This window comes from Streptomyces sp. NBC_00083 (genome assembly GCF_026343295.1).
Taxonomy (GTDB): Bacteria; Actinomycetota; Actinomycetes; order Streptomycetales; family Streptomycetaceae; genus Streptomyces.
Window position 1 is genome coordinate 1,318,137 of the sequence record NZ_JAPELY010000002.1, and the last position, 13,070, is coordinate 1,331,206.

Consider the following 13,070-nt stretch of genomic DNA (forward strand, 5'->3'; position numbering starts at 1 on the left):
GATCTGACGGCGGCGGTCCGAGGGCGGCCACCGTGCGCGACGACGACCCACCACAACAGCAGACGCGGCCGAGGAGTCACCCGGATGAGCACGACCCAGAGCGACAGGCTGCGCGGTCTCCTTGAACCGCTCGTCAGCGCGAAGGATCTGGACCTCGAAGAGATCGAGGTGACCCGGGCCGGCCGCCGGCGCGTACTGCGGATCGTGGTCGACTCCGACGAGGGCGTGGAGCTCGACGCCTGTGCCGAAGTGAGCCGGGCCGTCTCCGAACTGCTCGACGAGAGCGACGCCATGGGCGAGGAGGAGTACGTCCTCGAAGTGACGTCTCCCGGCGCCGAGCGCCCCCTCAGCGAACTCCGCCACTACCAGCGGGCCACCGGGCGCCTCGCGCGGCTCCAGCTGCACAGCGGCGACGAGCTGGTCGCGCGGATCCTCAAGGCCGACGACGACGGCATCGACGCCGAGATCCCGGGTGTGAAGGGGCGCAAGCCCACCGCCCGCCGGATCGGCTTCGCCGAGATCGACAAGGCGCGGGTCGAGATCGAGTTCAACCGCAAGGAAGCGAAGAACGAGATCACGGCAGACAGCGAGAACGACATCTCTGACGACAGTGACATCGACCGTCACAGCGACAACGACAACGAAGAGGAGGCGTAGCCGTGGACATCGACATGAGTGCCCTGCGGGGTCTGGTCCGGGAGAAGGAGATCTCCTTCGACCTGCTGGTCGAGGCGATCGAGTCGGCGCTCCTCATCGCCTACCACCGCACCGAGGGCAGCTTCCGGCGTGCGCGCGTGAAGCTCGACCGTGAGAACGGTCATGTCACGGTGTGGGCGAAGGAAGACCCGGCCGACCTCGAAGAGGGTCAGGAGGCCAAGGAGTTCGACGACACCCCCTCCGACTTCGGCCGGATCGCGGCGAGCACCGCCAAGCAGGTCATCCTGCAGCGGCTGCGCGACGCCGAGGACGACATCACCTTCGGCGAGTTCGCCGGCCGTGAGGGCGACGTCATCACCGGCGTCGTCCAGCAGGGCAAGGACCCCAAGAACGTCCTGGTCGACATCGGCAAGATGGAGGCCATGCTGCCGGTGCAGGAGCAGGTGCCGGGCGAGGAGTACACGCACGGGCTGCGCCTTCGCACGTACGTCGTCCGGGTGGCGAAGGGCGTGCGCGGCCCGTCCGTGACGCTGTCGCGCACCCACCCGAACCTCGTCAAGAAGCTCTTCGCCCTGGAGGTCCCGGAGATCGCCGACGGTTCGGTGGAGATCTCCGCGATCGCCCGCGAGGCCGGTCACCGCACGAAGATCGCGGTGCGTGCCACGCGCAGCGGCCTCAACGCCAAGGGCGCCTGCATCGGCCCGATGGGCGGCCGTGTCCGCAATGTGATGGCCGAACTTCACGGTGAGAAGATCGACATCGTGGACTGGTCGGACGACCCGGCCGAGATGGTGGCCCACGCGCTGTCCCCGGCCCGGGTCTCCAAGGTGGAGATCGTGGACCTCGGGGCCCGCTCCGCCCGGGTGACCGTGCCGGACTACCAGCTCTCGCTCGCGATCGGCAAGGAGGGCCAGAACGCCCGCCTCGCCGCGCGGCTGACCGGCTGGCGCATCGACATCCGCCCGGACACCGAGCAGCCGGACGAAGGCTGAGCGGACCGCGTGGCGGGGCCGGTCGGCCCGGCCCGGCGGGAATAAGAAGTGGCCCTGCCCCGGTTCGACGGGGCAGGGTGAAGCTTTCTGGACAACAACCGTTCGATTTTTGCCCCCACGGGGTGAGGTCGCTACGGGGAGGTAGACTTAAACGTGTCTGGCCGGACGCATGCCCGCGCCTGCCCTGAGCGAACCTGCGTGGGTTGCCGGGAGCGAGCGGCCAAGAGCGATCTGCTGCGCATCGTGGCGATCGAGGGTGCTTGCGCCCCTGATCCACGCGGTACGCTGCCCGGCCGGGGTGCGTACGTCCACCCCGCCTCGGTCTGTCTCGACCAGGCGGTCCGCCGCCGGGCGTTCTCCAGGGCCTTCAAGGCCAAGGAAGCGCTCGACACCGCGGATGTGCGGAACTATGTCGAGCAGGCAGCAACGTAAGAAGAAGTACGGCACGGAATCCCGTGCGGTCAGGTACCTCGCGAGTTGGAAGTAGGTCGAGATTGCGATGAGCACTCGATGAGTACGCGATGAGTACGCCCATGAAGTAGCGACGGTCCGGCGGTAACCCGGACCTAAAAGGAGCGAAGTGGCTAAGGTCCGGGTATACGAACTCGCCAAGGAGTTCGGGGTGGAGAGCAAGGTCGTCATGGCCAAGCTCCAAGAACTCGGTGAATTCGTCCGTTCGGCGTCCTCGACGATCGAGGCGCCGGTTGTACGCAAGTTGACTGACGCACTGCAGGGGCCCGGCGGCAACGCCGGCAAGTCCGCTGCGAAGCCCGGCGCGCCCCGCAAGGCCGCGCCTGCCAAGCCCGCGGCGCCCGCCGCGGCACGTCCCGCTGCCCCCAAGCCCGGCGCCCCGGCCCCCAAGCCGGCCCCCGCCGCGCCTGCGGCCCCGGCCGCGCCGGTCACGCCGGCCGCCCCGGCGAGCAGCACCCCCTCATCTCCGGCTTCTCCGGCTCCGGCCGGATCGGGCCCCCGCCCGGGTCCGAAGCCCGCCCCGGCCAAGCCGGCCCCGGTCACCCCGGTGCCCGCCGCCGAGTTCTCGGCTCCGGCTCCGGCCCAGCCCGCGGCGCCCTCCCAGGCCCCGCGTCCCGCAGGCGCCACCCCCGGCCCGCGTCCCGCCGCGTCCCGTCCGGCTCCGGCCGGCGGTCAGCGTGACGGTGGCCAGCGCGAGGGCGGCCAGCGCGACGGTGGCCGTGGCGGCGACCGTCCGGCCCGCCCCGCGGGTCAGGGCGCACCCCGTCCGGGCGGTGCCCGTCCGGCCGGTCCGCGTCCCGGCAACAACCCCTTCACCTCGGGTGGCTCCACCGGAATGGCGCGCCCGCAGGCGCCCCGTCCCGGCGGCGGCGCACCCCGTCCCGGCGGCGCCGGTGCCCCCGGTGGCGCCCCGCGTCCGCAGGGCGGCCCCGGCGGCGCTCCGCGTCCGCAGGGTCAGGGCGCAGGCCGTCCGAGCCCCGGCGGCATGCCCCGTCCGCAGGGCGGCGCGCGCCCCGGTCCCGGAGGGACTGGCGGTGCCCCGGGCGGTAACCGTCCCAACCCCGGCATGATGCCGCAGCGTCCGGCCGCGTCCCCGCGTCCCGGTGGCGGCCCCGGTGGCCGTGGTCCCGGTGGCCCCGGTGGTCGTCCGGGTGGCGGCGCCGGTCGTCCCGGTGGTGGCGGCGGCGGCTTCGCCGGCCGTCCGGCCGGTCCCGGTGGCGGCGGTCGTCCCGGTGGCGGTGGCGGCTTCGGCGGCCCCCGTCCGGGTGGCGGCGCTCCCGGTGGTGGCGGCGGCTTCGGCGGTCGTCCCGGATTCCAGGGCCGTCCCGGTGGCCCGGGTGGCCGTGGCGGCACGCAGGGTGCCTTCGGCCGTCCCGGCGGGCCCGCCCGTCGTGGTCGCAAGTCGAAGCGTCAGAGGCGCCAGGAGTACGAGGCCATGCAGGCCCCGTCGGTGGGCGGCGTCATGCTGCCCCGCGGCAACGGACAGTCCGTCCGTCTGTCGCGCGGTGCCTCGCTGACCGACTTCGCCGAGAAGATCGGCGCCAACCCGGCGTCGCTCGTCGGCGTGATGATGAACCTCGGCGAGATGGTCACCGCCACGCAGTCCGTCTCGGACGAGACGCTGAAGCTGCTCGCGGACGAGATGAACTTCATCCTCGAGATCGTCAGCCCCGAGGAGGAGGACCGCGAGCTGCTCGAGTCCTTCGACATCGAGTTCGGCGAGGACGAGGGCGGCGAGGAGTCTCTCGTCGCGCGTCCGCCGGTCGTGACCGTCATGGGTCACGTCGACCACGGTAAGACCCGCCTTCTGGACGCGATCCGCAAGACGAACGTCATCGCGGGCGAGGCCGGCGGCATCACGCAGCACATCGGTGCGTACCAGGTCGCCACCGAGGTCAACGGCGAGGACCGCAGGATCACCTTCATCGACACCCCGGGTCACGAGGCGTTCACCGCCATGCGTGCCCGTGGTGCCAAGTCCACCGACATCGCGATCCTCGTGGTGGCGGCGAACGACGGTGTGATGCCCCAGACGATCGAGGCGCTGAACCACGCCAAGGCGGCCGACGTGCCGATCGTGGTCGCGGTCAACAAGATCGACGTCGAGGGCGCGGACCCGACCAAGGTGCGCGGTCAGCTCACCGAGTTCGGTCTCGTGGCCGAGGAGTACGGCGGCGACACGATGTTCGTCGACATCTCCGCCAAGCAGGGCCTCAACATCGAGTCCCTCCTGGAGGCCGTCGTCCTCACCGCCGACGCCTCGCTCGACCTGCGGGCCAACCCGGAGCAGGACGCGCAGGGCATCGCGATCGAGTCCCACCTGGACAAGGGCCGCGGCGCCGTCGCGACCGTCCTGGTCCAGCGCGGCACCCTGCGGGTCGGCGACACGATGGTCGTGGGCGACGCCTACGGCCGTGTGCGCGCCATGCTCGACGACAAGGGCGAGAACGTGGAAGAGGCGGGTCCCTCGACCCCGGTCCTCGTCCTCGGTCTCACCAACGTCCCGGGCGCCGGCGACAACTTCCTGGTCGTCGACGAGGACCGTACGGCCCGTCAGATCGCCGAGAAGCGTGCCGCCCGTGAGCGCAACGTCCGCTTCGCCCGCAAGGGTGTGCGGTTCTCCCTGGAGAACCTGGACGAGGCCCTCAAGGCCGGTCTGGTGCAGGAACTCAACCTCATCATCAAGGGCGACGCGTCCGGTTCGGTGGAGGCCCTCGAGTCCTCGCTGCTCCAGCTCGACGTCGGCGACGAGGTCGACATCCGTGTCCTGCACCGCGGTGTGGGTGCGGTCACCGAGTCCGACATCAACCTGGCGACCGGCTCCGACGCGATCGTCATCGGCTTCAACGTCCGCGCTGCGGGCCGCGCGGCCCAGATGGCGGACCGCGAAGGCGTCGACGTCCGGTACTACTCGGTCATCTACCAGGCGATCGAAGAGATCGAAGCGGCCCTCAAGGGCATGCTCAAGCCGGAGTACGAAGAGGTCGAGCTCGGCACGGCGGAGATCCGCGAGGTCTTCCGCTCGTCCAAGCTGGGCAACATCGCCGGTGTCCTGGTCCGGTCGGGCGAGGTCAAGCGCAACACCAAGGCGCGCCTGCTGCGCGACGGCAAGGTCATCGCGGAGAGCCTCAACATCTCCGGCCTCCGTCGCTTCAAGGACGACGTCACCGAGATCCGCGAAGGGTTCGAGGGCGGTATCAACCTCGGCAACTTCAACGACATCAAGATCGACGACGTCATCGCGACGTACGAGATGCGCGAGAAGCCGCGCGGCTAGTCCGCGTAGCTGACCCGTACCTCAGCAGTCGGGGCCGATCGGCGGGAAGATTATTTCCGTCGATCGGCCCCGGCCGTTCCGGTACGGTTCTGATGTCTCCGCCAAGGCTTTGGCGGGGTCCTCTAACCCGTACCGGCGGGACATCCGGACATCCATGTATGTGGGGACACTGTCCTTCGATCTGCTCCTCGGCGACGTACGGTCGTTGAAGGAGAAACGCTCCGTCGTCCGGCCGATCGTGGCCGAGCTCCAGCGCAAGTACGCGGTGAGCGTGGCGGAGGTGGGCGACCAGGACCTGCACCGCAGGGCCGAGATCGGCCTGGCGGTGGTGTCCGGGGACACCGGGCACCTGACAGAGGTACTCGACCGGTGCGAGCGGCTTGTGGCCGGCCGGCCCGAGGTGGAGCTGCTCTCGGTGAGACGCAGGCTCCACGGCGACGAAGACTGAACACTGAGCAAGGCTTGAGAAGGAGAAGGACCAGTGGCCGACAACGCGCGGGCGAAGAAGCTGGCGGACCTCATCCGAGAGGTGGTGGCCGAGAAGCTGCTGCGTGGCGTCAAGGACCCGCGCCTCGGAACGCACGTCACCATCACGGACACCCGGGTCACCGGCGACCTGCGGGAGGCCACGGTCTTCTACACGGTGTACGGGGACGACGAGGAGCGGGCCGCCGCGGCGGCCGGCCTGGAGAGCGCCAAGGGCGTCCTGCGCTCGGCGGTCGGCTCCGCGGCCGGCACCAAGTTCACGCCCACCCTGACGTTCATCGCGGACGCGCTCCCCGAGAACGCCAAGACCATCGAGGACCTCCTCGACAAGGCGCGGGCCTCCGACGCTGCGGTGCGCGAGGTGTCCTCGGGCGCCCAGTTCGCCGGTGACGCCGACCCGTACAAGAAGCCCGGCGACGAGGACGACGCCACCGAATGAGCACCGCAGCAAAGACGCCCGACGGCCTTGTCATTGTCGACAAGCCGTCGGGCTTCACTTCGCACGACGTCGTGGCCAAGATGCGCGGCATCGCCAAGACCCGCCGCGTCGGCCACGCGGGCACCCTCGACCCGATGGCGACCGGTGTGCTCGTCCTCGGCGTCGAGCGGGCCACCAAGCTCCTCGGCCACCTCGCCCTGACCGAGAAGGAGTACCTCGGTACGATCCGGCTCGGTCAGGACACCGTCACCGACGACGCAGAGGGCGAGATCACCTCGTCCACCGACGCCTCGAAGGTGACCCGCGAGGGCATCGACGCGGGGGTCGCCGAGCTGTCCGGGGCGATCATGCAGGTGCCGTCGAAGGTCTCCGCCATCAAGATCGACGGCAAGCGGTCGTACGCGCGGGTGCGGGGCGGCGAGGAGTTCGAGATCCCGGCCCGCCCGGTGACCGTCTCCTCCTTCCGCGTCTACGACGTCCGCGAGGCCGTCGCCGAGGACGGCACCCCCGTGCTCGACCTCGTCGTCTCGGTCGTGTGTTCCTCGGGCACCTACATCCGCGCGCTCGCCCGCGACCTCGGGGCCTCCCTCGGCGTGGGCGGCCACCTCACCGCGCTGCGCCGCACCCGCGTCGGCCCCTACGGCATCGACGCCGCCCGCACCCTGGACCAGCTCCAGGAGTCCCTCACCGTGATGCCGGTCGCCGAGGCCGCGTCCGCCGCGTTCGCGCGCTGGGACGTGGACCAGCGCCGCGGCGGGCTGCTGCTCAACGGCGTGCGCCTGGACATGCCCGACGAGTACGAGGCCGGCAAGCCGGTCGGTGTGTTCGGGCCCGGGGGCGCGTTCCTCGCGCTGGTCGAGAACCAGAAGGGCAAGGCCAAGAGCCTCGCCGTCTTCGGCTGAGCCGGCGACCGGCCGTTCGCCGTGTGCGGCAGGCGGCCGGTCCGCGCCATAATTCCGCTCGTCCGGGGTCCATCCGCCGGACCTGGGGGATTCACCCCTTCGAGCGGGCGCTCGGAGTGAACCACGGGAGCACAGGGGGGCGCGTTTCCCTCGCGTCCTTCTCGGGCGGATCACCCCAGAACTACCGTTTCGGACATGGGACGCGGGGCTGGGGGAGAGGACCGGGAGACGCTGGTACGGATCTGTGATCTGGCCGGGCGCACCAGGGGGACGGGGTTCGTCGCCGACGACCGGGGGACCGTCGTCACCAGCCACGAAGCCGTCGACGGGCTGAGCCGCGTCGTGCTCCACGCGCCCGGCGAGCGGACCTGGCTCGCCGAGGCCGCCGACCTCACCCCACTGCCCGACGCGGGCGTCGCCCTGGTCCGCACCGACGGGCTCGGCGTGCGCCCCCTGCCCATCTCCTCGCGCGCCGGGACCGGCGCGGGCACCTATGTGCGGGTCGCCGCGCACGGCTGGCGCGAGGCGCGCGTCCTCGGCACGTCCGCCGTCACCTACACCGCCACCGACCGCTTCCATCTCCTGGGCGGCGTGCTGGAGTTGGCGATCGGCACCGCGGGCAGCGAGGCCATGCGGCTCGGCGGCGAAGCCAGCGGGGGCCCCGTCGTCGACCCGGTCACCGGAGCCGTCCTCGGGGTGGTGGGGACCGCGCTGCACGCCGCCCACCCCGCCTCCGGCTTCGCGGTGCCGCTGCGCGCCGCGCACGGGCCCCTCGCCGCACTGCTGCGGCGCAACGCCGCCACCGTGCCCGCCTACGGCGCCGACCTGAACCTGGCGGGAGCCCTCCAGCTCACCGCCACCTCCGTGGGATCCGCCGGCGGCCCCGGCGTGTGGCAGGAGCCGGTGGAACGGACGGACACGGTACGGGAGTTCACGGCCTTCGCCGCGGGCGAGGCCCTGGTGCTCGGCCTCGTCGGCGACCCCGGGACCGGCCGCACCACCGAACTGGCCGCGCTCGCCGCCCGCCGGGCACGCGGCGCGGAGCCCGCGCCCACGCTGTGGCTGCGCGGCGCCGACCTGCGCGCCGACGACACCTCCGTGGCCGACGCCGTCGCCCGCGCCCTGCACCAGGCTGCGCGGATCGTCGCCGCCCCCACCGCGCCCGACGGGGGAGCGGCCACCCCCGACCTGGTGGCGCGGCTCGCCCTCGACGCCGGGCGGCCGCTGCTCGTCCTGCTCGACGGGCCGGAGGAGATGCCGCCGGTCCTCGCCCACCGGCTCGACGCGTGGACCGCCGCGAGCGTCGAATGGCTCGGCGCGGCAGGAGCGCGCATGGTCGTCGCCTGCCGGCCCGAGCACTGGGAACAGGCCGGCGCGCTCTACCCGCGGGGCGTCCTGCACGCGGCCCCGCAGCCCCGCCTGCCGGACGCCGTCCGGATCGGCGACCTCGGCCCCGGGGAAGCGGAGACGGCCCGCGAGCGCCACGGCGTCCCGGACGGCGCCCTCGCCGAGCGCGACGCCCGGCACCCCCTGACGCTGCGGCTCCTCGCCGAGGTGCGCGCCGCGCTCCCCGGCGACGTCGCGGGCAGGCCCGACCGCGACGAGGTCTTCGCCGCCCACCTGGACCTGATGTGCCTGCGGATCGCGGTACGCGTCGCCGCCTCCGCCCGCCCGCCGGTGCGCGGCACCGCGGTGCGCCGCCTCGCCGCCCGCGTGGCCGGCCAGGTCCACGAGGCGGCCCGCCGCTGCCTCGGCCCCGGCCAGGGCGAACTCGACCGGGAGTCGTTCGAGGAGACCTTCCCGTGGCGTACGGGGTCGGCGTCCGCGGTGCTCACCGAGGGGCTGCTCGTGCCGGCCGGCGCCGGCTACCGCTTCGCCCACGAGGAGTTCGCCGACTGGGTGCAGGCGGCCCACCTCGACCTCGACGCCGCGCTGTACGCCCTGGTCCACCGCTGGTACGACGGGAGCGAGCCCGAGACCGTGGTGCGGCTCCCCTCGCGCCCCGCCGTCAGCGCCGTCCCGGCGGGCCATGTGCCGCCCCCGCCGGGATCGGGACCGGCCCCCGCCGCCCGCTCCCTGCCGGTGCCCCGGCACCGCATCGGCCCCGTCCTCGAAGCCCTGCTCCTGCTCGCGCGCGAACAGGGCCCCACCCAACTCGCCCTGAAGCTGAAGCAGTTGGTGGAGGTGCTCGACCGGACACCGGCGGCGGGCGCCGAGCGCGACCGCGTCGCGGACGCCCAGTGGTGGGCGGTGCGCCTGCTCACCGGGGCCCTGCTGCGCGTTCCCGACGTACGGCCCTACCAGGAGGTGCTGCGGCTGCTCGCGGACCGCGTCAGCCGCCGCTCGGTACGCGAGGGCGGGCCCGCGGGTCTGGGCCCGTTCAAGGAGTTCGGGCCCTGGTTCTGGCTGCGGCTGCGGCTCGGCGAGGCCGACAGGTTCGACCTGCTGCGCCGCCTGGTCCCCGCCGACGGGGTGCCCGGCGCCGCACCCGGCTGGGAGCGCTACCTCGACGCCGTCGACGGGCGGCTCGCCGCCGACCCCACCGGCGTACAGCCGCTGCTGTGCCGCTGGTTCACCGACGAACGGCCCCTGCCCGTGCCGCACGGCGCGCCGGTGCGGCCCACCGTCGCACGGGCCGCCCAGGCCCTCCTGTACGCGCGCCGCACCCTCGCCGTCGACGACCTCACCGAAGCGCTCGTGGCCACCGAACACGCCCGCGCCGAGGAGCTCCTGGCGCAGCTCGCCGAGGACGAACCGTCGGCGCTCTGCCGCGCGGTGGACCGCTGGGCCCACGACGAGCGGCCCGAGCGGCGCGCCGCGGCCGCCGCCCACGGGCCCCGCGTCGCCCCGCGCGTGCGCACCGGCGCCGACCGCGACCTGCTGCGCTACGCCGCCCTCGCCCTCCTCGCCCGCCGCGAGGACGCGCCCCTGCACGGCGCGGCGCTCGACCTCCTGATCCGCGATCCGCGCACCCGCGAGCGCCACCTCGACCGGGCGCTCGCCCGGTACGCCGCGGACGACCCCGCGCCCACCGCCGCGGCCCTCGCCACCGCCCTCACCACCCACCCGGAGCCCGTCCTCGCCGCCTTCCGGGCGCGGCTGCGCACGGCGGGCGCCGGCACCGCCGACGTCCTCGCGGCGCTCGCCGAGATCAACACCCCGGCGCCGGCCCGCCGCGCCGCCGCCCTCGTCCAGGAGCACGCGGAACACCACCCGGAGGCGGCCGGACACGTCGCGGCCTTCGTGGAGCGGCGCCTCGCCTACGGCCCCGCGGCGCGCGCGGTGCTCTTCCCGATGGTGACCAGCCTCCTCCGCGGCAGCGGCCACCCCGAGGTGCGGTGTGCGCTCGCCCCCGTCCTCGCCGCGCCCGGCACCCGGGCGTCGCGCGCGCTGCGCGCCGAGCTCCTCGACGTGCTGCTCGCGTTCGAGCGCCACGCCCCGCGGGACCTGGCCGTCGTGGACGCCCTGCTCGCCGCGGCCGCACACGGCTGCGCACAGCGGGCCGAGGCCCGCACCCGCGACCTCGTGCACCGCACCGGGCTCCTCTTCGCCCGTACGCCCGAGGGCGCGGGGTGCTTCGACCGGCGCCTGGTCGAGCTGTGCGAGGAGGTGCCCGGCTTCGCCGCGCAGGTCGCCGGATGGCTCTGCCAGGCTCCGCACGAATGGGCCGCGGTGGTCGGTCCCGGCGCCCGCCGCACCGTGGAGTCGCTGGGCACTCCCATGCCGATGCGTTCCCGGAGCGCCGGGCATGGCAGTCTTAGACCTGCATAACGCGTAAGGGTCAACGACGTACACGGGTTCGAGGAGCGGTCACAGTGCAGCGCTGGCGTGGCTTGGAGGACATCCCCCAGGACTGGGGACGCAGCGTCGTCACCATCGGCTCCTACGACGGGGTGCACCGCGGACACCAGCTGATCATCGGGCGGGCCGTCGAGCGCGCCCGCGAACTGGGCGTCCCGGCCGTCGTCGTCACCTTCGACCCGCACCCCAGCGAGGTCGTGCGCCCCGGCAGCCACCCGCCGCTGCTCGCCCCGCACCACCGGCGCGCGGAGCTGATGGCGGAGCTCGGCGTCGACGCGATCCTCATCCTCCCCTTCACGGCCGAGTTCTCGAAGCTCTCCGCCGCCGACTTCGTGGTGAAGGTCCTCGTCGACAAGCTGCACGCCAGGCTCGTCGTCGAAGGCCCCAACTTCCGTTTCGGCCACAAGGCCGCGGGCAACGTCGAGGTCCTCGCCGACCTCGGCCGCACCTACGACTACGAGGTCGAGGTCATCGACCTGCGCGTGCGCGGCGAGGCGGGCGGCGGCGAGCCGTTCTCCTCCACCCTGACCCGCCGCCTGGTCACCGAGGGCGACATCGAGGGCGCCGCCGAGATCCTCGGCCGCCCGCACCGCGTCGAGGGCGTCGTCGTGCGCGGCGCCCAGCGAGGCCGCGAACTCGGCTACCCCACGGCCAACGTGGAGACCCTGCCGCACACCGCGATCCCCGCCGACGGCGTCTACGCGGGCTGGCTCACCGCGGCCGGCGAGCGCATGCCCGCCGCGATCTCGGTCGGCACCAACCCCCAGTTCGAAGGCACCGACCGCACGGTGGAGGCGTACGCCATCGACCGCGTCGGCCTCGACCTGTACGGCCTGCACGTAGCCGTCGACTTCCTCGCCTACGTACGCGGCATGGCGAAGTTCGACTCCATCGAGGACCTCCTCGAAGCGATCGGCAACGACGTGAAGCGCTCCACGGAGCTGATCGAGGCCTACGAGGCCGAGCGGGGCTGAGCGGCGCGGCCGCGCCTCGCGGGGCCCCGCCGAGAAACCCGGTGAAGCCGGCGCGCGCGAGGCGCTCAGCCGCGCCTGCGCGTTGTCGCCCAGTGGCAGGCCACCCGGGCCGTGCCGCCCGCCAGGACCGGCAGGTCCGCCGTGCGGCAGCGTTCCGCCACGCCCGCGCGGTCGGCCTCGCCCGAGGCCAGGACCGGGCAGCGGGCGTGGAAGCGGCAGCCGTCGGGGATGCGGGACGGGTCGGGGGCCTCGCCCGTCAGGACCACCGGGTCTCCGGCGGATTCCGGCAGGACCGACAACAGGGCCTGCGTGTAAGGGTGTTGAGGGTTCGTCAGGACCTGCTCCACCGGCCCCGTCTCCACGATGCGGCCCAAGTACATCACCGCCACCCGGTCGGCGATGTTCCAGGCGAGGCCGAGGTCGTGGGTCACGACCAGCGCCGACAGGCCCAACTCGTCGCGCAGGCGCAGCAGCAGGGCCAGGATCTCGCCGCGCACCGACGCGTCGAGCGAGGCCACCGGCTCGTCCGCGACGAGGAGTTCGGGGGACAGGACGAGCGCGCCCGCGATCACCACCCGCTGGCGCTGGCCGCCCGACAGTTCGTGCGGGTAGCGCAGGAAGAACCGCTCCGCGGGACGCAGCCCCGCCCGCGCCAGCGCCTCGGCCACCACCTCCCGCTCGACGTCCGGGGAGCCGTGGATGCGCAGGCCCTCGGCGACCGCGTCGTACACCGTGTGCCGGGGGTTGAGCGAGCCGCTCGGGTCCTGGAGGACCAGCTGGACCCGCCTGCGGTACGCCTTGAGGGCGCGCGGACGGTGGTCGAGCGGGCTGCCGTCGAAGCTCACGCCGCCCGCGGTCGGGGCGACCAGGCCGAGCAGGGTCCGCGCGAGCGTCGTCTTGCCGCACCCCGACTCGCCGACCAGGGCCACGATCTCGCCCTTCCCGACGGTGAGTTCGACCCCGTCGACCGCGCGGGCCGGGGCGGCGCCGCGCCGCCCGGGGAAGGCGACGTGCAGCCCGGCCGCGCTGAGCAGCGGGCCCGTCGTGGTGGTCATGCGGTGCTCCTCGACA

Annotated in this window: 10 protein-coding genes; 9 read left to right on the plus strand and 1 reads right to left on the minus strand. The window is 73.5% G+C overall.

Translation table 11 applies throughout. The features are described from left to right. Positions 1–84: 84 nt before the first annotated feature. From rimP to OOJ98_RS22390, 9 genes are all read left to right on the plus strand, one after another. Positions 85–657 (plus strand): ribosome maturation factor RimP, encoded by a 573-nt coding sequence (gene rimP / locus OOJ98_RS22350; protein ID WP_267056710.1) that lies wholly within the window; start codon positions 85–87, stop codon positions 655–657. A gap of 2 nt (positions 658–659) precedes the next feature. Beyond that, a complete protein-coding gene (nusA, locus tag OOJ98_RS22355) occupies positions 660–1,649 on the plus strand; it encodes a transcription termination factor NusA (protein WP_267056711.1) in 990 nt (329 codons plus the stop codon). A 153-nt stretch (positions 1,650–1,802) separates the two neighbouring features. Further along, complete coding sequence (locus OOJ98_RS22360) at positions 1,803–2,081, plus strand: YlxR family protein (protein WP_267056712.1); 279 nt, start codon at positions 1,803–1,805, stop codon at positions 2,079–2,081. Positions 2,082–2,229: 148 nt separating this feature from the next. Further along, positions 2,230–5,397, plus strand: a complete 3,168-nt coding sequence (infB, locus tag OOJ98_RS22365) for a translation initiation factor IF-2 (protein ID WP_267056713.1) — start codon at positions 2,230–2,232, stop codon at positions 5,395–5,397. 154 nt (positions 5,398–5,551) lie between these two features. Continuing rightward, positions 5,552–5,845 carry a DUF503 domain-containing protein gene (locus OOJ98_RS22370; protein ID WP_267056714.1) on the plus strand — a complete coding sequence of 98 codons (294 nt, stop codon included), beginning with the start codon at positions 5,552–5,554 and terminating at the stop codon, positions 5,843–5,845. 33 nt (positions 5,846–5,878) lie between these two features. Next, on the plus strand, positions 5,879–6,322 hold the full coding sequence (gene rbfA / locus OOJ98_RS22375) for a 30S ribosome-binding factor RbfA (protein ID WP_267056715.1): 444 nt from the start codon (positions 5,879–5,881) through the stop codon (positions 6,320–6,322). Then, a complete protein-coding gene (gene truB, locus OOJ98_RS22380) occupies positions 6,319–7,224 on the plus strand; it encodes a tRNA pseudouridine(55) synthase TruB (protein ID WP_267056716.1) in 906 nt (301 codons plus the stop codon). Before rbfA ends, truB begins: the two co-directional genes overlap by 4 nt. Before the next feature lie 195 nt (positions 7,225–7,419). Further along, positions 7,420–10,995 carry a serine protease gene (locus tag OOJ98_RS22385; protein WP_267056717.1) on the plus strand — a complete coding sequence of 1,192 codons (3,576 nt, stop codon included), beginning with the start codon at positions 7,420–7,422 and terminating at the stop codon, positions 10,993–10,995. A gap of 44 nt (positions 10,996–11,039) precedes the next feature. Next, positions 11,040–11,999 (plus strand): bifunctional riboflavin kinase/FAD synthetase, encoded by a 960-nt coding sequence (locus OOJ98_RS22390; RefSeq protein WP_267056718.1) that lies wholly within the window; start codon positions 11,040–11,042, stop codon positions 11,997–11,999. A 65-nt stretch (positions 12,000–12,064) separates the two neighbouring features. Here the strand turns inward: OOJ98_RS22390 and OOJ98_RS22395 are convergent, their stop codons facing one another. Then, entirely contained in the window at positions 12,065–13,054 is a 990-nt protein-coding gene (locus OOJ98_RS22395) for an ABC transporter ATP-binding protein (protein WP_267056719.1), read from the minus strand. Positions 13,055–13,070: the final 16 nt, after the last annotated feature.